The sequence below is a fragment of the Geopseudomonas aromaticivorans genome (assembly GCF_019097855.1).
GTDB classification, from domain to species: domain Bacteria; phylum Pseudomonadota; class Gammaproteobacteria; order Pseudomonadales; family Pseudomonadaceae; genus Geopseudomonas; species Geopseudomonas aromaticivorans.
Genome location: NZ_JAHRGL010000080.1, coordinates 96,640 through 115,751, shown reverse-complemented (window position 1 = coordinate 115,751; position 19,112 = coordinate 96,640). Strand labels below are relative to the sequence as shown.

Annotated in this window: 13 protein-coding genes; 5 read left to right on the top strand and 8 right to left on the bottom strand. The window is 68.0% G+C overall.

All coding sequences use genetic code 11. The annotated features are described in order from the left end of the window. Positions 1 to 24 precede the first annotated feature (24 nt). The 3 genes from paaX (at position 25) to KRX52_RS20075 (ending at position 2,386) form a co-directional block, all read left to right on the top strand. Positions 25 to 960 (top strand): phenylacetic acid degradation operon negative regulatory protein PaaX, encoded by a 936-nt coding sequence (gene paaX / locus KRX52_RS20085; protein ID WP_217683505.1) that lies wholly within the window; start codon positions 25 to 27, stop codon positions 958 to 960. Between the two features lie 94 nt (positions 961 to 1,054). Beyond that, positions 1,055 to 2,029, top strand: a complete 975-nt coding sequence (locus tag KRX52_RS20080) for a site-specific integrase (protein WP_217683504.1) — start codon at positions 1,055 to 1,057, stop codon at positions 2,027 to 2,029. A gap of 132 nt (positions 2,030 to 2,161) precedes the next feature. Beyond that, a complete protein-coding gene (locus KRX52_RS20075) occupies positions 2,162 to 2,386 on the top strand; it encodes a hypothetical protein (RefSeq protein WP_217683503.1) in 225 nt (74 codons plus the stop codon). Between the two features lie 46 nt (positions 2,387 to 2,432). Here the strand turns inward: KRX52_RS20075 and glgA are convergent, their stop codons facing one another. The 5 genes from glgA to glgC are packed head-to-tail and all read right to left on the bottom strand — an operon-like array spanning position 2,433 to position 11,438. Further along, positions 2,433 to 3,902: a glycogen synthase GlgA gene (glgA, locus tag KRX52_RS20070; protein WP_217683502.1), complete on the bottom strand. Its 1,470-nt coding sequence runs from the start codon at positions 3,900 to 3,902 to the stop codon at positions 2,433 to 2,435. Beyond that, entirely contained in the window at positions 3,899 to 6,460 is a 2,562-nt protein-coding gene (gene glgP, locus KRX52_RS20065; RefSeq protein ID WP_217683501.1) for an alpha-glucan family phosphorylase, read from the bottom strand. Before glgP ends, glgA begins: the two co-directional genes overlap by 4 nt. Beyond that, positions 6,457 to 8,436, bottom strand: a complete 1,980-nt coding sequence (locus KRX52_RS20060; RefSeq protein WP_217683500.1) for an alpha-amylase/4-alpha-glucanotransferase domain-containing protein — start codon at positions 8,434 to 8,436, stop codon at positions 6,457 to 6,459. The genes glgP and KRX52_RS20060 overlap by 4 nt, the downstream gene beginning before the upstream one ends. 17 nt (positions 8,437 to 8,453) lie before the next feature. Then, entirely contained in the window at positions 8,454 to 10,106 is a 1,653-nt protein-coding gene (locus KRX52_RS20055) for a glycoside hydrolase family 57 protein (RefSeq protein ID WP_217683499.1), read from the bottom strand. 6 nt (positions 10,107 to 10,112) lie between these two features. Then, positions 10,113 to 11,438: a glucose-1-phosphate adenylyltransferase gene (gene glgC / locus KRX52_RS20050; protein WP_217683498.1), complete on the bottom strand. Its 1,326-nt coding sequence runs from the start codon at positions 11,436 to 11,438 to the stop codon at positions 10,113 to 10,115. A 71-nt stretch (positions 11,439 to 11,509) separates the two neighbouring features. Between glgC and glgB the strand changes: the two genes are divergently transcribed. Both glgB and KRX52_RS20040 read left to right on the top strand, forming a co-directional pair. Continuing rightward, on the top strand, positions 11,510 to 13,396 hold the full coding sequence (glgB, locus tag KRX52_RS20045; RefSeq protein ID WP_217683497.1) for a 1,4-alpha-glucan branching protein GlgB: 1,887 nt from the start codon (positions 11,510 to 11,512) through the stop codon (positions 13,394 to 13,396). A gap of 64 nt (positions 13,397 to 13,460) precedes the next feature. Next, positions 13,461 to 15,455: a DEAD/DEAH box helicase gene (locus KRX52_RS20040; protein WP_217683496.1), complete on the top strand. Its 1,995-nt coding sequence runs from the start codon at positions 13,461 to 13,463 to the stop codon at positions 15,453 to 15,455. A 38-nt stretch (positions 15,456 to 15,493) separates the two neighbouring features. On the opposite strand, the gene KRX52_RS20035 is transcribed toward KRX52_RS20040, so the two are convergent. The 3 genes from KRX52_RS20035 to fdhD all read right to left on the bottom strand — a co-directional run bounded on the left by KRX52_RS20035 (position 15,494) and on the right by fdhD (position 18,975). Continuing rightward, positions 15,494 to 15,670, bottom strand: a complete 177-nt coding sequence (locus KRX52_RS20035; RefSeq protein WP_217683495.1) for a zinc-ribbon domain-containing protein — start codon at positions 15,668 to 15,670, stop codon at positions 15,494 to 15,496. A 113-nt stretch (positions 15,671 to 15,783) separates the two neighbouring features. After that, positions 15,784 to 18,129 carry an FdhF/YdeP family oxidoreductase gene (locus KRX52_RS20030; RefSeq protein WP_217683494.1) on the bottom strand — a complete coding sequence of 782 codons (2,346 nt, stop codon included), beginning with the start codon at positions 18,127 to 18,129 and terminating at the stop codon, positions 15,784 to 15,786. Positions 18,130 to 18,144: 15 nt separating this feature from the next. After that, on the bottom strand, positions 18,145 to 18,975 hold the full coding sequence (gene fdhD / locus KRX52_RS20025; protein WP_217683493.1) for a formate dehydrogenase accessory sulfurtransferase FdhD: 831 nt from the start codon (positions 18,973 to 18,975) through the stop codon (positions 18,145 to 18,147). Positions 18,976 to 19,112 lie beyond the last annotated feature (137 nt).

Genomic DNA, 19,112 nt, shown 5'->3' with positions numbered 1-19,112 from the left:
GCTTTTCGGTCATTCCCAGCGTCCATGACTTCGCTCGCTCCCCTGGCCAGCCTGATCCAGCGCTTTCAGGAACAGACGCCGATTCGCGCCAGCTCGCTGATCGTCACCGTCTATGGCGACGCCATCGAGCCCCATGGCGGTGCGGTGTGGCTGGGCAGCCTGATCCGGCTGCTCGAACCCGTGGGCATCAACCAGCGGCTGATCCGCACCTCGGTGTTCCGTCTGACCCAGGACGGCTGGTTGAAGGCTGAAAAGGTCGGCCGGCGCAGCTACTACAGCCTGACTGATGGCGGCCGCCGGCGCTTCGAGAAGGCCTTCAAGCGCATCTACAGCAGCAGCGTGCCGGCCTGGGACGGCAGCTGGTGCCTGGCGGTGCTGTCGCAGCTGGCGGCGGACAAGCGCAAGCAGGTCCGCGAGGAGCTTGAGTGGCAGGGCTTCGGCGCGCTGGCTCCGACCGTGCTGGCCAGCCCCCATTGCGACCGGGCTGACCTGATCGCGACCTTGCAGGAGCTGGAGGCGCTGGACGACACCCTCCTGTTCGAGACCACCGCCCAGGATGTCTCGGCTTCCCGCGCGCTGCATCTGCAGGTCAGGGAGAGCTGGAAGATCGACGACCTCGGCGAGCGCTACCGCCAGTTCATCCAGTTGTTCCGCCCGCTGTGGAAGGCGCTGCGCGAGCATGAGCAGCGCGATCCGCAGGAGTGCTTCCTCGCTCGCACCCTGCTGATCCATGAATACCGCAAGTTGCTGCTGCGCGACCCACAGTTGCCCGAAGAGCTGCTCCCCGGCGACTGGGAAGGGCGGGCGGCCAGGCAGCTGTGCCGCAACATCTACCGGTTGCTCTGCGTGCCGGCCGAGCGGTGGCTCGGCCGGGTTCTGGAAACCGCCGATGGCCCACTTCCCGAGGCCAGCGAGAGTTTCCAGCAACGTTTCGGTGGGCTGGCCCCGGCCCGCGAATGACGGATCTGGAGGGCCGGCGCGTTGCGCTGGCCAGCAATACAAGCTGCGCGGTCGAGAAGCTCCGCGCCCAAGGTGACTACTGGCGGAAATCCGTATGCACGAGCTGGATCGTTACCTGCAGGCCGCCACGCGCGACAACACCCGGCGCAGCTACCGCGCCGCCATCGAGCATTTCGAGGTGGAGTGGGGGGGCTTCCTGCCGGCGACCAGCGAGAGCGTGGCGCGCTACCTGGCCAGCCATGCCGGCAAGCTGTCGCTGAACACCCTCAAGCTGCGGCTGTCGGCGTTGGCCCAGTGGCACAACAGCCAGGGCTTCCCCGATCCTACCAAGGCACCCGTGGTGCGGCAGACCTTGAAGGGCATCCGCGCCCTGCACCCAGCGCGGGAAAAGCAGGCCGCGCCGTTGCAGCTGCGCCAGCTGCAGCAGGTGGTCGAGCAGTTGCACGCCGAGGGCGCGCAGGCGGCGCAGACGGGCGATCGGGGCCGCCTGCTGCGCTGCCGGCGGGATGCGGCGCTGATCCTGCTGGGCTTCTGGCGCGGCTTTCGCAGTGACGAACTGTGTCGGCTGCAAGTCGAAGATATCGTGGTGCGCCCGGGGCAGGACATGAGCCTGTATCTGCCGCGCAGCAAGGGCGACCGGGACAACCTCGGCACCACCTGGCGGGTGCCGGCGCTCAAGCAGCTCTGTCCGGTGCAGGCCTATGTCGACTGGATCGGCAGCGCAGGCCTGGTTCGCGGCCCGGTGTTTCGCCGGGTCGATCGCTGGGGGAATCTGGGCGAAGAACGCCTGCACATCAACAGCATCATTCCGCTGCTGCGCCAGGCCTTGAGCCGCGCCGATGTGCCGGCGGAGCTGTACAGCAGCCACTCGCTGCGCCGCGGCTTTGCCACCTGGGCCAGCGCCAGCGGCTGGGATCTCAAGGCGCTGATGACCTACGTCGGCTGGAAGGACATGAAGTCGGCGCTGCGTTACGTCGACTCGACGGCGTCCTTCGGCGGTCTGGCCCTGCAGGACGCAGCGGCCTTGCCATTGATGGCCGAGCAGGGACGCCTGGAGCATGCGGACTGAGCCTGCTGTGCCGCTCGTAACCGAACGCTAGCGCGGTGCTGGCGGTCTCAGTTGATGCCGCTTTCAGTGCAGGCAAGCTCTGAGCGAAGCAACGCCCCATGCCAATTCCTACAATCTTGTTCAGGAGCAACGATGAGAGACGATTTCAGCGGCATTCGTGCCGATCGCGACAGTTATTTCGACGAGGACACGGCGCCCCGTCGTAGCAGCGGCAAGCCGCAGCGGGAGAAGAACCTGGCCGTGCAGATCGCCTTGGGCATCTGGATGGGGGGCGTCGCCCTGGCCCTGACCGGGCTGGCGGCCAACTTTCTGTTTGCCGGATTGCTGACCGGGGCGATCCAGATCGGCGTCAACTGACGGCTGGGTATTGCCGCGGCAGGCTCTCCGTGAGGGCGAGGGGCGTTCAGCCCGTAGCCACCCTGGGCGCATGCAGGGCGTCACGATAGAGCTCGAGGTAGTCCCGCGCCGCCTGACTCCACGAGAAATCCCGCTGCATGCCGTTGTGCTGGATCTGTTGCCACAGGCGCCGATCCTGCCAGCTACGGCAGACCCGCTGCATGGCAGCCCAGAGTGCGGGCGCCGTGGCCTCGGCAATAACGAAGCCGTTGGCCGTGCGGTTGGCCAGCGTCGCCTCGCCGACATCGACGACCGTATCGGCAAGGCCGCCGGTGGCGTGCACCACGGGCGGGGTGCCGTAGTGCAGGCTGTACATCTGGTTGAGACCGCAGGGCTCGAAGCGCGAGGGCATCAGGAAGCTGTCGGCGCCGGCCTCGATGCGGTGCGCCAGCCCTTCGTCGAAGCAGAGCTTCACCGCAATGCGCCCCGGATGGCGTGCGGCCAGGGCGAGAAAGCCGGCTTCGAGCGCTGCGTCGCCGCTGCCGAGCACGACCAGTTGCGCCGGCAGTTCGGCCAGACCATCGGCGATGGCGAGCAGCAGGTCGAGGCCTTTCTGTTCGGTCATGCGACTGATCACGCCGAACAGCGGCTGCTCGGCGCTCACCTCGAGGCCCATTTCCTGCTGCAGCGCCGCCTTGTTCTGCTGCTTGCCGGCCAGCTGGCGGGCGCTGTAGGGGTGGGCCAGGGCGTGGTCGCTCGCCGGGTTCCAGAGCAGGGTATCGATGCCATTGAGGATGCCGCGCAGGGACGCGGCGCGGTAACGCAGCAGCGGCGCGAGGCCGTAGCCGAACTGCTCGTCCTGGATTTCCCGGGCGTAGGTCGGGCTGACCGTGGTGATCTGCGAGGCGAATTGCAGCCCCGCCTTCAGGAACGACAGCTGCCCGTGATATTCGACCCCATCGAAGCGCCAGGCGTGCCTGGGCAGACCGAGGCCGGCGAGGTAGCCGTGCGCGAAGCAGCCCTGGAAGGCGATGTTGTGCACGGTGACCACGCTGGCGGCGCCGCCTTCGTAGTGCAGGTAGGCCGCGGCCAGCGCGCTTTGCCAGTCGTTGGCATGCACGACGTCGGCTTGCCAGCCGATGGGCGAATGCGCCTGCCCGAGCAGCGCCGCGACGCGGGCGAGGAGGCCGAAGCGGATCGGGTTGTCGTAGCGGTCATCGCCATAGCTGTCGAGATAGGGATTGCCCGGGTTGGCGTAGATTTCCGGGCAGTCGAGCAGCAGCAGTGGCAGTCCGGCCGCTTCGGCCGCGAGCAGGCGCGCGGCTGGCAGCGCCGGGGCCAGCGAAGGCAACTCGGCTACCGGCAGGGCGGCGGGAAAGGCCGCCTGCAGCGCCGGGTAATGAGGCAGCAGCACGCGGATGTCCTGCCCTGCCTGGCGCAGGGCAGCGGGCAGGGCGGCGCAGACGTCGCCCAGGCCACCGGTCTTGACCCAGGGGGCCATTTCGGAGGTGGCGAACAGAATCTTCAGCTTGCTCATAACCACACCATCAGACCCAGCTCGAACTTATGGACCAGCGCCGGGTGGAACGGGTACATGCGGATGCGGTATTGCAGCTTGCCGCACAGGTCGGGCGTCAGGTCGAGAGCGTAGAGCCGCTCGTCGTTGGCGGTAACGCCGCTGGCGGTCAGCGGATGGTAGAGGATCTCGGTGCTGGCGTGCTCGGGTCGCTCGACCAGGAGCTCGACGACGACATCCTCGGGAACCAGGCCATCGAGCTGGACGGCGACCTCGATGCGCAGCGACGCGCCGAACTGCAGGCGCTGCTCCGGCGTTTGCAGGGCACGCAGGCTGACGCCCGGCCAGGCAGCGCGGACTCGGGTCTTCCATTCGGCCACGCTGCGTGCCACGGCATGGTCGTCGGCGGCGAAACGGCGCCCGTGCGCGGCCGCCGGAGCATAGAAGCGCTGCGCATACTCGTTGAGCACCCGGATCATGTTGAAGCGCGGCGTGATGGTGGCGATCGAGTGCTTGGCCATCGCCACCCATTCTGGCGAGTAGCCCATCGGGCCGGTGCGGTAATAGGTGGGAATGACATGGTCCTGGAGGATCTCGTAGAGCGTGCGCGCCTCTTCGGCATCGCGCTGGGTCTCGTCGAGGTTGCCGGGCGCCGGCTTGATGGCCCAGCCATTGGGCACCGCGCCGCTGTCGTCGTAGCCCTCGCCCCACCAGCCGTCGAGCACGGACAGGTTGAGGGCGCCGTTCATGGCGGCCTTCATGCCCGAGGTGCCGGAGGCTTCCAGCGGGTAGATCGGGTTGTTGAGCCAGACATCCACCCCTGACACCAGGGTGCGCGACAGGTGCAGGTCGTAGCCCTCGAGGAACAGGATGCGCCCCTCGAATTCAGGCTGCTTGGCCACCTCGGTGATCCTGCGGATGATTTCCTGTCCCGGCAGGTCGGCCGGGTGGGCCTTGCCGGCGAACAGCAACAGCACCGGGCGGTCGTCATTGCAGATGATTTCCTGCAGCCACTGCAGGTCATGCAGGAGCAGCGCGGCGCGCTTGTAGGTGGCGAAGCGCCGGGCGAAGCCGATGATCAGCAGGTTGGGATTGTCCGGGTCGGCGATGCGCAGCATGCGGTCGAGGTGGGTGGGCGAACCCTGATTGCGCAGGTGCTGCTCGCGGACCCGGCTGCGCACCAGGTGCAGCAGCATCGACTTGAGCTGCTGGCGGATGCCCCAGAAGGTGGTGTCCGGAATCTGCCGGATGCCATCCCAGTTGCCCGGCTCGGTCTGCCGCTCCTGCCAGCCGATGCCGAGATAGCGCTCGAAGGTTTCCAGCCATTCGGGCGCCAGGAAGGTCGGCAGATGCACGCCGTTGGTCACGTAATCCATGGGACTTTCCGCAGGTTCGATCTGCGGCCACAGGTGGGCGAGGATGCGCGCCGAAACGCTGCCGTGAATGCGCGACACCCCGTTGTGTTGCCGCGAGGTGCGCACGGCCAGCGCCGTCATGTTGAAGTCGCTGGTGCCCGGCTCGGAGCCCAGCGCCAGCACTTGGTTGCAGGACAGGCCGACGCCCTTGCACCAGTGCTCGGCGTAGCGGCGAATCATCTCATCGGCGAAATGGTCGTGACCGGCCGGCACCGCGGTGTGGGTGGTGAACACGGTGTTGGCGGCCGCCGCTTCGAGCGCGGCCTCGAAGGGCACCCCCTCGCTGAGCAGGCTGCGCACGCGCTCGACGATCAGGAAGGCGGCATGGCCTTCGTTGATGTGCCAGACGGTCGGCTTCAGGCCGAGCGCGGCCAGGGCGCGGGCGCCACCGACGCCAAGGAGGATTTCCTGCTCGATGCGGGTGGTCCGGTCGCCGCCATACAGCCGGTGGGTGATCTCGCGGTCCTGGAGCGAGTTCTGCTCCAGCCAGGTGTCGAGCAGGATGATGCGCACGTGGCCGACGCGCACTTCCCAGACCTTGGCGAACACCGGGCGATCCGGCAGGTTGAGCGTGATCAGCAGCTCCTGGCCGCTGGCGTCGAGCACCGGCGATATCGGCAGGTCGTCGAAGTCCGAGTCATGGTAGGACGCCTGCTGGCGCCCTTCGGCATCCAGCTTTTGGTGAAAGTAGCCTTCCTTGTAGAGCAGCCCGACCCCGATGAAGGGCAGGCCCATGTCGCTGGCCGCCTTGCAGTGGTCGCCGGCCAGAATGCCGAGCCCGCCGGAATAGATCGGCAGGCTTTCGTGCAGGCCGAACTCGGCGCAGAAATAGGCGATCAGGTCGTCGTCCCTGAAGCACTGGCCGTGCACGTGACCCATGTAGGGCCTCTCGTGGTAGCTGTCGTAGGCCGCGAGGACACGGTCGAGCGCACCCAGGAAGATCGGGTTGTCAGCGTTGGCTTCCAGGCACTTCTGATCGGCGCGCTTGAGAAAGGCCTTGGGGTTGTGGTTGGCGAGGTTCCACAGCGAGTAGGAGAGGCTGACGAACAGGCCACGGGTCTGGCGGTCCCAGCTGTACCAGAGATTGTTGGCCAGCTCTTCCATGCGCTCCAGCGGCTGGGGAATCCGCGGATTTACTTCAAGCCTGTAGACGGTACCGGTCATGATGTTCCGGGCTCCATGCCGAGGTGGATGAGAAGGCTGCAATCGTCGTCCGGAATGGTCCAGAGCAGGGTGATCTCGACCGCTTGCATGATCGGCTCAAAGCCGGCTTCGGACTGCGACACGGTCCGCTGCGGCTGGCCGCGCAGCTGCAGCGGCACCGAGCAGGCCAGCTGCAGCGCACCGCCGAGCACGCCATCCTCCAGCCGCAGCCGGGAGCAGCGCGGCAGGTTCAGCGCCTGGCCGAAGCCGCCGGGAATGCTGCCATCCTCCAGCACATAGCGGCCGAGAAAACCGTCGCAACTGGGCATGGCGAGATTGAGCGTGGTGGCGAAGTGGCAGCCCGTCAGCCCGACAAAGCGCCAGCTGACGGTCAGCGTGCCCTCACTGAGGGCGTAGCGCTTGGCCACGCCGTCGCGCTGCAGACTCTGCGGTTCGGCAGCGGACCACCGGTAATCGCTCAGCGTGCGGTCATCCAGCGCATCCAGCCACAGCACCCGCGGGTGCGCATCGGGGCGGAGGTCGGCGGGATCGATTGGCTGCTTGCTGCGGACGATGTCGTGGGCCGAGGCGATGCCTTCGCCCTGGTGCTGGCTGGGGCTCGCGCCGATGCGCTCGTGGTACTGCTCGTGATAGCGGCGCAGGGTGTCGGCGAAATTGTGCCGCAGCGGGTAGCTGCTCAGCTCGTGGGCAGCGCCGAGGCCGTCGTCGCGCAGCACCAGTTGCAGTGCCGGCGTCGACGCGAACACCTCGATGCGCCCGTCGAGATCGAGGTCGAGCGCGGCCAGCGGCGCACGGGGTTGCAGAGCGTCGAGCCCGGCTTCGAGGGCCAGGAGGTTGTTCCACACGGCGCGGCGCAGATGCGGCAGGTAGAGTCCGCCGAACAGCCCGTGCCAATAGGCATCGTTGGCCTGGGCGCGGTACAGCGCGCTGACCAGTTCCGGCGCTGGCGCCTCGAGGGCGGCCAGGCGTGCGGACAACCCCAGCATGCGCTTGTGCATCCAGTTGGCTTCCGGATAGCGGGTCAGGAAGTTGCGCCAGATCCCGCCGCGGATGAAGGGGCGGTATTGGTCGATGCGCCCGGCGGCCTTTGCGCCGGCCAGCAGTTGCGCATAGACCCCGGCGGCCGGCATCGGCAATGGCCACTGGTTCATTTCGCTGTAGGAGGTGCTCGGCAGATAGACCACGCCGCGGCTGACCTGCTGGGCATGAAAGTCGGCATAGGTCGCCGTGCGGATCTTCGGGCTGGCCAGCACGCCCTCGATCACGGCGCGGAGCCAGCCGCGCTGGTAGACCCACTCGTGGGTATCCGGCCAGATGCCGAACTTCTCGATGTCGTCGAAGTAGATGGCGGCGACCTGCCCGCGATCGGCCAGATTCTCCAGGTGGGCGATCACCTCGGCGGCCGGGGCGAAAGGCAAGCGATAACGTAGCGCCTCCGAGATCGGGAACAGGTCGAGTGGCACGCCGCCTTCCTCGGTACTGAAGTAGCCACCCAGCTCGTCGACCTGCTTGCCGGTACACAGCAGGTGGTAGTCGTCGACCATGGCGTAGCGGATGCCGGTTTGCGCCAGGGCCGGGACCACGGAGGACTCCCACACCCGCTCGGTCAGCCAGGCGCCGCGCGGCGGCACGCCGGTCCAGGCCAACAGCTTGGCGTTGAGGGCGGCCAGCTGGCCGACCCGGTCGCGCGGCGGGATGGCAGCGAGGACCGGCTCGGTGTCGCCGGAGCTGAATAGCTCGACCTGGCCGCGCCGCACCATCGCGGCGAGCAGCGCCATGTCGGCGGGAAAGCGCTCGCGCAGCCAGTCGAGCAGCCAGCCGGAAAAATGTGCGGCGAAACGGAAGTCAGGATAGTCGTGCAGGGTATCGAGGAATGGTCGATAGCAGCGCCGATGGGCCTCCTCGATGACCTCCGGGAAGTTGCCGACGGGCTGGTGGGCATGGACGCCGAACAGCAGGGTGACGGGCTGGGTCATGCTCGGCCTCCGCCGTTTCAGGTGGCACGCCGCATGGCGCCGGCAGCCAGCGCTGCCGCGGTGCCGGCGATCGGCTGGTCCAGAGCCGCTGGCGCCGGCAGCTCGAGCAGGCGATACAGCGCCTTGAGGTTCTCGCGCAGCAGCAGGTCGAAGCTGCGCGCCGAATGCTGCGGATCATCGCTGCCCAGCCACCAGAACCAGTCCGAGCCCTCGCAGACCGACAGGCGTTCGAGAATCTGCGCGTGCCGCGCGGCCGTCAGCTGGCCACCGGCGAGGACGCGGTCCGCGCACTGCTTGGCGGCGCAGAGCAGCTCCCAGGCATGGTTCTTGTCGGGATGGCCAATCCAGGTCGACAGCGTGCCGGCCACCCAGCTGCCGGCCGTCAGTCGCGGCAGGCGGATGCGGCGGGCGCGATGGCGGGCGACCGCATCGCTCAGGGTCACGGTGCGCAGACTGTCGCTCTGCTCCAGGGCCTGGTAGAGGTTGTCGAGGAAATACCAGCCGTTGTAGGGGTAGTACTCCCAGGCGTTTTCGCCGTCGAGGAACACCGGTATCAGGCGGTGCGGGTCGGCCTGATGCAGCGCATTCGCCTCGTTGACGAAGTGCGCGGCGGCGTCGCGCCCGTGCCATTTCTCGTACTCGAAACCGATCAGGTCGGAGAGCCGCTCGTCACGGAAGAACAAGGTGAGATCGCCGGGCACGTCGTCGGGGGCCTGCCAGGGCGTACCGACGCTCACCGTCTCGCCGGCCGAGTGCCTGAGCACGCTCTGGCTGCTCGCCGTCCAGGCGAAGCCCGCCTCGCCAATCTGCCTGAGGAACGCCGCGGAGAGCGCCCCCTCGGCCGGCCACAAGCCGCGGCTGGGCTGGCCGAAGCGGCGCTGGTGACTTTCCCGGGCCGCCTCGATCTGCGCGGCGACCCGCGAACGGCCGCCAGGATAGGCTGGCGCGCAGGGCAGCGCGCACTCCGGCAGGGCCTCGCGGGCGCTGTTGAAGTCGAGCAGCAGTGGCGCCAGCGGGTGGTGGGCAGGCGTGCAGCTGAGCTCGATCTGCCCGGCCTCGGCCAGGGCGCGATAGCGCGGCGCGAGGTTGTCGAGGACCTTGGCCAGCTCGTCCAGCAGCGCATGCCGCTCCTCGAGGGTGAAGTGGCAGCCCTTGGCCATCAGCACGGGTACGATGCCGCCGGCGCGGCGCAGGCTCTCGCCGCTCCAGGCCAGCAGATACCAGGTGGCAAGGTCGGTGAAGTAGTCCTCGGCGAGGTAGGCCAAGCCGCTGGCGTCCTCGCCGCTCAGCAGGCGCGCCAGCTCATGCAGGCGCCGGTACGGCGCAAAGGGCTCCAGCATGGTCGGGGCGTGACAGCGAAAGGCGATGTCCAGCAGCCACAGCCGGTCCGCTTCGGGCAGTGCATGCGCCGGTGGCCAGTCGAGGATGCGCAGCAGCGGGTCGCGCCACTGCCGGCTGTGCAGTTGCGCGCAGTAGTCCTCGAGTTGATCGAGCAGTACGGGCACGAAGTTGACCGTGCAGCGCACACCGGGATGCTGCTCCAGGTGGCTGGCCATGTCGGTGTAGTCCTTGAGGGCATGCAGCAGCACCCAGGGCAGGACGAAGTGGCCGGTCTCGGGGTGCCGGTAGTCCGGCTGGTGCATGTGCCAGAGCAGGGCGAGATCGGCCATGGCGATCTACAGGAAGCCGGCCGTGCTCTGTCCGAGCATCGCCGCGGTGACCAGGGTCACCCCGCGCGGGCTGACGTAGAAGCGCCGGCGGTCCTCCTCGGGATTCATGCCGATGGCCATGCCCTCGGGAATCCGGCACTGGCGGTCGATCACGCAGCGGCGCAGCACGGCACCGGGGCCGACCTCCACCTCGGGGAGAATCACCGAGTCTTCCACCTGGGCGCCAGCGAGGAGGCTGACGCTGGAGAACAGCAGCGAATGGCGCACGCTGGCGCCGGAGATGTTGCAGCCGCTGGAGATCAGCGAGTCCATCGCCATGCCGTGGGCACCGCAGCTGCTCATGAACTTGGCCGGTGGCAGCTGCTTCTGGTGGGTCCAGATCGGCCAGGTCATGTCGTACAGGTCCAGCTCGGGGTCGGGCCGGGTCATGTCCATGTTCGCCTGCCAGTAGGCGTCGATGGTGCCGACGTCGCGCCAGTAGGGCGTCCGCGTCGGGCTGCCGACGCTGGAGTCGGCGAAGCGGTGGGCGCATACCCGGTGGTCGGCGAGGATGCGCGGGATGATGTCCTTGCCGAAGTCGCGGCTGGAGCCGGGGGTGGCGGCGTCGCGCTCCAGCTGCTCGACCAGGAAGCGGGTGCGGAACACGTAGATGCCCATCGACGCCAGGGCGCGCTGTGGGTCGCCGGGGATGGCCGGCGGCCGCTGGGGCTTCTCGACGAAGTCCACCACGCGGTCCTCGCCGTCGACGGCCATCACACCGAACTCGTGGGCATCCCCGATCGGCACCTCGATGCAGGCCACGGTCATGTCGGCACCATTGCGCACATGGGCGGCGAGCATGCGGCCGTAATCCATCTTGTAGATGTGGTCGCCGGCGACGACCAGGACATACTCGGGCTTGCAGCGGTGGATGAACGGCAGATTCTGGTACACCGCATCGGCCGTCCCCTGATACCACTGGCAGGCATCGGTCTGCTGCTGGGCGGGCAGCAGCTGGACGAACTCGTTGAAACGCCCGTCGAGGAAGCTCCAGCCGCGCTGGATGTGGCGGATCAGGCTGTGCGCCTTGTACTGTGTGGCCACGCCGATTCTGCGGATGCCCGAATTGACGCAGTTGGACAGGGTGAAGTCGATGATGCGGAACTTGCCGGCGAAGTGCACGGCCGGCTTGGAGCGGAATTCGGTCAGTTGCTGGAGCCGGCTGCCGCGGCCGCCGGCGAGGATGATGGCGAAGGTGTCGCGGGTCAGCTGGCTGATGAAGCGCGCCCCAACCGCGCTGCCGTCGCGTACGCCGCGCGCTGCCGGCGGTGCTTCGCTGCTACTTTGAAGCATGGTGGTTTCCTTCCGTTTCCTTGTTGTTGTCTCGGCTGCCGGCCCTGCTTGTATTCTTCCATAGGCTGAAAATGACCTTAGACCACGCCCTGTACTTGTTCAACGAAGGCCGCAACACCCAGGCCTACCGTCTTCTCGGCGCGCACCTGGAGGACGGCGGGACGACCTTCCGGGTCTGGGCGCCGAATGCCGCGCGGGTCTCGGTGGTCGGCGATTTCAACGGCTGGCAGCCCGGCGTGCACGGCATGCACAGCCTGGGGCGCGGAGGCGTATGGGAGGTGCGGGTGCCCGAGGCCGGCCCCGGCAGCCTCTATCGCTTCGCGATCACCCGCCGTGATAACGGCGCGCTGCTGGTCAAGAGCGACCCCTACGCCCGCGGCTTCGAGCTGCGGCCGGGTACGGCGGCCTACGTCGTGCGCCCCTCGCAATACGTCTGGGGCGATGGGCAATGGCTGCAGCAGCGCGCCGCCTGGGACTGGCAGCATGCGCCGCTGAATATCTACGAGGTGCATGCGGGCTCGTGGATGCGCCATGCCGATGGCCGGCCGTACCTGTGGCCGGAGCTGGCCGAACGACTGATTCCCTATGCGCTGGAGCAGGGCTACACGCACCTTGAGCTGCTGCCGATCACCGAGCATCCGCTCGACGAATCCTGGGGCTACCAGGCCACCGGCTACTTTGCGCCGACCTCGCGCCACGGCTCGCCGGACGAGCTGCGCGCCTTCATCGACGCCTGCCACCAGGCCGGGCTGGGTGTGCTGCTCGACTGGGTGCCCGGGCACTTCCCGCAGGATGACTGGGCGCTGGCCCGCTACGACGGTACCGCACTGTACGAGCACGAGGACCCGCGCCTCGGCCTGCATGCCGACTGGGGTACGCACATCTTCAACTACGGTCGCCACGAAGTACGCAGCTTCCTGTTGTCGTCGGCGCACTGGTGGCTGGAGGAGTTCCACTTCGATGGCCTGCGCGTTGATGCGGTGGCCTCGATGCTCTACCTCGACTACTCGCGCCAGCCGGGGCAGTGGCTGCCCAACCGCTACGGCGGGCGGGAAAATCTCGAGGCCATCGACTTCCTGCGCGAGCTGAACAGCATGGTGCACGGCGAGTTTCCCGGCGCGCTGACCATCGCCGAGGAGTCCACCGACTGGCCGCAGGTGTCGCGGCCCACCTACGTCGGCGGCTTGGGCTTCTCGATGAAGTGGAACATGGGCTGGATGAACGACAGCCTGCGCTACTTCCGCCGCGACCCGGTGCACCGGCGCTGGCACCATGACGAGCTGACCTTCGGCCAGATGTACGCCTACAGCGAGAACTACCTGCTGCCGCTTTCCCACGACGAGGTGGTGCACGGCAAGGGCTCGCTGAGCGGCAAGATGCCGGGCGACCGCTGGCAGCGCTTCGCCAACCTGCGCCTGCTGCTGGCCTGGCAGGCCTTCACGCCGGGCAAGAAGCTGATGTTCATGGGCGGCGAGTTCGGTCAGAGCCGCGAATGGGCGGAAGGGCGCGAACTCGACTGGGGGCTGCTCGCCGACGCCGCCCATGCCGGCGTGCAGCGGCTGGCGCGCGATCTGAACCGTCTGTACCGGGATCTGCCGGCCTTGCACAGCCAGGACTTCGCGGCCCCGGGCTTCGAGTGGATCGACTGCCACGACAGCGAGCACTCGGTATTGTCCTGGCTGCGCTGGGGCCGCGATGGCAGCTTCGTGGTGGTCGCCGTCAACTTCACTCCGGTACCGCTCACCGGCTACCGCATCGGCGTGCCGCAAGCCGGGCGCTATGTGGAAGTGCTGAACAGCGATTCGACCCACTATGGCGGCAGCGACCTGGGCAATGGCGGCGCCATCGCGGCGGTCGAGGGCGAATGGATGCGCCGTCCGGCCAACCTGGCAATCACCTTGCCGCCGCTGGCCGCGGTGCTGCTGCAGCGGGTGGCGGAGGACGGCGCGGCGCACTGAATCGGCGGGCAAAAACCCTTACCATAGCGGCCCATCACCTCCTGGCCTGAGCGGGAATCGCCGAATGCTGTCTGCCGTCAAACGCTACAAACTGCTCCTCTCCGGAGCCTTGGCGCGTTACTTCCCGAGGACCACGGCGTACCTGCGCGCCAGCAGCGGAGCGGCCTTGTTCCACCAGCAGCCCGTGCCGGCCAAGCCGAAGTCGCGGGGCAAGCAGGACGGCGCTGCCGCCGGCAAGGCCCGGGTGAGCGCCGAGAAGAAGCCAGCCAAACCCCGTGCCCAGCCCGCCAAGCGGGCCAGCGAGGGCATCTACGGGCCGGCGCCGCTGGCGATCGACGATCCGCAGGTCCAGGCCATGCGCGAGCGGGTCGGCCAGGCGGTGGCCGCCGGAGTGGTCAGCGCGCCCTCGGATGAGCAGTGGGCGATGATCCTCAGTCGCCATCCGGTCACGCGGATCTTCGCCGGGGCCGGATCGGGCAAGTCCACCACCCTGGTGCTGCGGGTGGTGTTCATGCTCTGTCACATGGGCATCAAGCCCGAGAGCCTGACGGTGATTTCCTTCACCAACGCCTCCTGCGCGCAGCTGCGCGAGCAGCTGACCAGGGTGCTCGGCTTCTGGCCATACTCCTTCGATGCCGGCCAGGCCAGGCAATGCGTGCGCACCTTCCACTCGGCCATGGCCGTGCTGGCCAAGGAGGCTCTGGGCAACCCGCTGTGGTTCGAACAGCTGGACGAGCGCAACGCCTCGGCCACCGAAGTGGACAATCCGCTGACCTCTGCGCGCCTGAAGCCGGCCCAGCAGCGCCTGCTCAAGCAGGCCTACCAGCGCTGCTATGCCGAGGAAGCGGACTTTCGCGAGCGGGTGCACAGCTTGCTGGGCCTGCCGCCGCTGCCGGCTGGCGATGGCGAAGGCCGGCAGGCCCGCGTGCCCAAGGCGCCGCTGGACGGCTTCAAGCTGGCCGGCGAGTTCACCGCGCTGCCGCTGTTCGAAGCCTTCCATGCCCAGGCGGGCTTCATGGAAAGCATCGGCATCCGCCTCGACCAGATAGACACGCAGGCGCTGAGCTGTTCGGCGCGGGAGCGGGTGTTCGTCGAGGCCCTGGTGCTGTTCTGGAAAACCTTCGAGACCTGCCTGCAGGAGCAGGGTCTGCTGACCTTCAACGGTGCCTTCCACAAGCTCACCCAGATCCTGGCGGCGGGCGGGCAGGGGATGCCGGCGCCGGCCCTGGCCCCGTTCACCCACCTGCTGATCGACGAGTTCCAGGATATCTCCCCGCAGATCGTCCAGTGGCTGCAGGCGCTGCACCGCGGCCTGGCCCGTCAGGGCGCAGCGGTCAGCCTGATGGCCATCGGCGACGACTGGCAGTCCATCTATGGCTGGCGCGGCAGCTCGCCCGAGCTGTTCATGGACTTCGACAAGTACTTCCCGGGCAAGGGCCGGGCGAAGAGCAGCGCGGTGCTGATGCTGGAAACCAACTACCGCTCCATCGAGCCGGTGATCCGCGATGGCGAGGCGGTGCTGGGCGGCGTCGAATTCAAGCAGGCCAAGGCCAGCAGGGCGTGCAAGGCCATGCAGCCGGGCGACCATGGCGTCGAGGTGGTGTCGCGCTTTGACGTGAAGACCCGCCTGCCGGAGCTGCTCAAGGAAATCCACGCCCAGTGCGCCCACGTCGCCAGCCGCCAGAGCGCCGAGCGCACCTCCGTGCTGGTCCTCAGCCGCCGCAACGAACCCCTGCAGAACATCCAGAGCCAGCTGGACAAGAAGCTGCCGGTCAAGGCCTACACCATCCACCGCGCCAAGGGGCTGCAGGCCGAAGTGGCGATCATCGTCGACGATTGCGCGCCGCCGGAAAAACACCCGCTACGCAACGCGCTGTACGCCTACTCGGGCTTCTTCCGCAACAGCTACGACCAGGCGATGCAGGACGAGAGTCTGCGCCTGGCCTATGTGGCGATTACCCGGGGCGTGAGTCGGGTGCTCTGGTATACCCAGAAAACCCAGGGGGCGACGCAGGTGCTGGCCGCGCGCGGCAAGCAACGAGGCAGTCGGTCGGCTTAACGGGCTGCCAGCCTGGCGACCGACACAAGGCGCGGCGTCTAGCGGCCGACGTTGAACAGCGCAAAAGCCAGGGCCGCCAGAATCACGAAGAACAGCGCGTACTTGATCGTCAGGGTCAGAGAACTCTCGCCCGGGATTTCGGCCCGGCAATACGGGCAGACCTTGGCGGTCGGCGGTATCTCCTTCTTGCACTCTCTGCAATGGACGACTTTCATGCCCGTTACCTCGCTGTCGGCGCACTGGTGGCGTGCATCCGCCCTCTGACAGATAGAGTAGCCGAGCGTCTGGCGGCAGCAATCGCCGCCCCCGCGAAGCCGGAACCAGCGCGCTAACCGGCTTCCGCGCGTGCGATCAGTCCTTGGCCGCGCGTTGGCAGCACGCAGATGGCGACGAACTTTGAGGTCGGCGTGTGGCTGCCGTCGCCGAAGCTGTCCAGCGGCACCAGCGGGTTGGTTTCCGGGTAATAGGCGGCCGCCTGGCCGAGCGGGGTGTCGTAGGCCAGCAGGGTGAAGCCTTCCACCCGCCGCTCGATGCCGTCGTCCCAGAGCGACAGCAGATCGACCTGCTGGCCCGCTTGCAGGCCCAGGCGCTGGATGTCCGCCGGGTTGACGAACACCACCTCGCGCATGCCCTTGACCCCGCGATAGCGGTCGTCGAGGCCGTACAGGGTGGTGTTGTACTGGTCGTGGGAGCGCAGGGTCTGCAGGATCAGGTCCGGCTTGACCTGCTGGCTGCGTACCTGCTCCGGCAGCAGGTCTTCCGGCAGCGCGTGGTGCTTGAATTCGGCGCGGCCGCTGGCGGTATGCCACTGCCGGCGCGCCGCGGCGTTGCCGAGATAGAAGCCGCCCGGCTGACTCAGGCGCTGCTCGAAGTCGGCGAAGCCGGGGATGGTGTCGCCGATCAGTTGGCGGATGCGTGCGTAGTCCTCCACCAGCCACAGCCAGTCCACCGGCTGCTTGCCCAGGGTGGCGGCGGCGATGCCGGCGACGATAGCCGGCTCGGAACGCATCTGCCTGGACAGCGGTTCGAGCTGGCCCCAGGACGCATGCACCATGCTGAACGAGTCCTCCACCGTCACCGCCTGCGGGCCGCCGGCCTGGCGGTCGATGTCGGTACGGCCGAGGCAGGGCAGGATCAGCGCCTGCCGGCCGGTGGTGAGATGGCTGCGGTTGAGCTTGGTGCTGATCTGCACGGTCAGCGCGCAGTTCTGCAGCGCCCGGTGGGTGCGCGGGGTGTCCGGGGTGGCCTGGGCGAAGTTGCCGCCCAGGCCGATGAACACCTTCACCTGGCCGGCGAGCATGGCGTTGATCGCCGCCACTGCGTTGTGCCCCGGCTGGCGCGGCACGGCGAAGGCGAAGCGCTGCTCCAGGGCATCGAGCAGCACCGCCGGCGGGTGCTCGTTGATGCCCATGGTGCGGTCGCCCTGCACGTTGCTGTGGCCGCGTACCGGGCAGGCACCGGCGCCCGGCTTGCCGACGTTGCCGCGCAGCAGCAAGAGGTTGGCGATTTCCTGGATGGTCGCCACCGAATGGCGGTGCTGGGTGATGCCCATGGCCCAGCAGACGATCACTCGTCCGGCGTGACGGTAGATGCGCGCGGCCTGCTCGATCTCGGCCAGTGGCAGGCCGGATTGTGCCTCGATCTGCGCCCAGGGCGTGGCATCGACCGCGGCCAGGTAGGCATCCACGCCATGGGTGTGTTCGGCGATGAAGGCATGGTCGAACACCGCCGGCAGGCCCTGTTGCTGCGCTTCGCGCTCCCACTGCAGGAGGAACTTGGCCATGCCGCGCAGCGCGGCCATATCGCCGCCGAGTTTCGGGCGGAAGTAGGCGCTGTGGGTCGGCGCATCGCCGTTGGCGAGCATCTCCAGCGCCTTCTGCGGGTGCTGGAAGCGCTCCAGGCCGCGCTCCTTGAGCGGGTTGAAGCACACCACCTGGGCGCCGCGCTGCACCGCCTCGCGCAGCGGTTCGAGCATGCGCGGGTGGTTGGTGCCGGGGTTCTGGCCCATCACGAAGATGGCGTCGGCATGTTCGAAGTCGGCGTAGGTGACGGTGCCCTTGCCCACGCCGAGGCTCTGGCCAAGGCCGACGCCGCTGGCCTCGTGGCACAGGTTCGAGCAGTCGGGAAAGTTGTTGCTGCCCAGCGCGCGGCCGAACAGCTGATAGAGGAAGGCCGCTTCGTTGCTGGCCCGACCCGAGGTGTACAGCTCCACCTGGTTCGGATGCTCCATGGCCTGGAGTTCGCTGGCGATCAGGGCGAAGGCCGCCTCCCAGCAGACCGGCACATAGTGATCACTGGCGGCGTCATAGCGCAGCGGCTCGGTCAGGCGGCCTTGGTATTCCAGCCAGTAATCGCTCTGTTCGCGCAGCTGGCGCACGCTGTAGCGGGCGAAGAACTCGGCACCGATGCCGCGCTGGGTGGCCTCCCAGTTCACCGCCTTTGCGCCGTTTTCGCAGAAATTGACCATGTGGCTGCCCGGCGCCTCGCCCCAGGCGCAGCCGGGACAGTCGAAGCCGCCGTTCTGGTTGGTCTTCAGCAGGGTGCGGATGTTCTTCAGCGCGTTGTCGCTGCCCAGCCAGGCACGCGTGACGCTGCGCAGGGCGCCCCAGCCGCCGGCCGGGCCGGCGTAGGGCTGGAAGCGGGCATCGGGGTGGAAGCGGTCGGCGCGGGGCATGGTCGGTCTCGATACTCAGGAGTGGCTGGGCGCCGGGCTGTAGACCCGCGGCGCGCTGTGATGGGGCAGGTGGATCAGGTTCAGGTTGTGTGCCCGGGCCCATTGCACGGTCAGCGCGGTGGGCGCCGACAGGCACACCAGGGTGGCGATGCGCGCGCGCACCGCCTTGTGGATCAGCTCCAGGCTGCAGCGGCTGGTCACCGCCACGAAGCCCGCAGTGGGCGCTCTGCCGGCGCCGGGCAGGGCGCCGATCAGCTTGTCCAGCGCGTTGTGGCGGCCGATGTCCTCGCGGCACAGGACGATGGCACCGTCGGCGTCGACGAACAGCGCGGCGTGCACCGCGCCGCTGTGACGGGCCAGGGTCTGCGCGGCGGTGATGCGCTCGCGCAGACCGACGAGATGGTCAGCCGGCGGCAGGGCGTCGCCCGGCAGCGCGGCGAGCGACGGCAGCGCCTGCTCCAGTGCCTCCACCCCGCACAGGCCGCAGCCGCTGTTGCCGGCCAGCTGGCGGCGCTGGCGCTTGAGCGCCCAGAAGGCGCGGCTGGCGATCTGCACCTCGGCATGGCGCGTGGCGCCCTCACCGTGGAGCTGCAGGTCATGGATATCATCGACACTGTCGATCAGGCCGCTGCTCAGGCTGAAACCGATCACGAAGTCTTCGAGATCCTGCGGGGTGACCATCATCACCGCCTGGTTGAGGCCGTTGTAGCTGATCGCCAGCGCACACTCCTCGGCCAGTACGGCGGCGGCAACGTGTGCAGACTCGGCGAGTTCGGCGTAGGCATAACCGTCCAGTTGCCGCGCAGTGGCGAGCGGGACGGAGCAGCGGGCGGCAGGACGGGGCATGGGCAAGGCCCTCTGCGACAATTCGACCCGGCCAGACTAGGTCGCCGGGCATGAGCACGTCCAATCGCTGCTGCCGATGTATTGATCGAGTAAATCTATCAGCGGACCGGCGGGCGCCACCGGAAGGAAGCCACGCC

What these genes read in the sequence shown, in the direction of transcription:
- KRX52_RS20060 (WP_217683500.1), bottom strand. Translation starts at nt 8,436, where the DNA reads ATGACCCAGCCCGTCACCCTGCTGTTCGGCGTCCATGCCCACCAGCCC.
- paaX (WP_217683505.1), top strand. Translation starts at nt 25, where the DNA reads ATGACTTCGCTCGCTCCCCTGGCCAGCCTGATCCAGCGCTTTCAGGAA.
- KRX52_RS20075 (WP_217683503.1), top strand. Translation starts at nt 2,162, where the DNA reads ATGAGAGACGATTTCAGCGGCATTCGTGCCGATCGCGACAGTTATTTC.
- KRX52_RS20030 (WP_217683494.1), bottom strand. Translation starts at nt 18,129, where the DNA reads ATGCCCCGCGCCGACCGCTTCCACCCCGATGCCCGCTTCCAGCCCTAC.
- glgB (WP_217683497.1), top strand. Translation starts at nt 11,510, where the DNA reads ATGACCTTAGACCACGCCCTGTACTTGTTCAACGAAGGCCGCAACACC.
- KRX52_RS20080 (WP_217683504.1), top strand. Translation starts at nt 1,055, where the DNA reads ATGCACGAGCTGGATCGTTACCTGCAGGCCGCCACGCGCGACAACACC.
- glgC (WP_217683498.1), bottom strand. Translation starts at nt 11,438, where the DNA reads ATGCTTCAAAGTAGCAGCGAAGCACCGCCGGCAGCGCGCGGCGTACGC.
- KRX52_RS20035 (WP_217683495.1), bottom strand. Translation starts at nt 15,670, where the DNA reads ATGAAAGTCGTCCATTGCAGAGAGTGCAAGAAGGAGATACCGCCGACC.
- KRX52_RS20040 (WP_217683496.1), top strand. Translation starts at nt 13,461, where the DNA reads ATGCTGTCTGCCGTCAAACGCTACAAACTGCTCCTCTCCGGAGCCTTG.
- fdhD (WP_217683493.1), bottom strand. Translation starts at nt 18,975, where the DNA reads ATGCCCCGTCCTGCCGCCCGCTGCTCCGTCCCGCTCGCCACTGCGCGG.
- glgA (WP_217683502.1), bottom strand. Translation starts at nt 3,902, where the DNA reads ATGAGCAAGCTGAAGATTCTGTTCGCCACCTCCGAAATGGCCCCCTGG.
- KRX52_RS20055 (WP_217683499.1), bottom strand. Translation starts at nt 10,106, where the DNA reads ATGGCCGATCTCGCCCTGCTCTGGCACATGCACCAGCCGGACTACCGG.
- glgP (WP_217683501.1), bottom strand. Translation starts at nt 6,460, where the DNA reads ATGACCGGTACCGTCTACAGGCTTGAAGTAAATCCGCGGATTCCCCAG.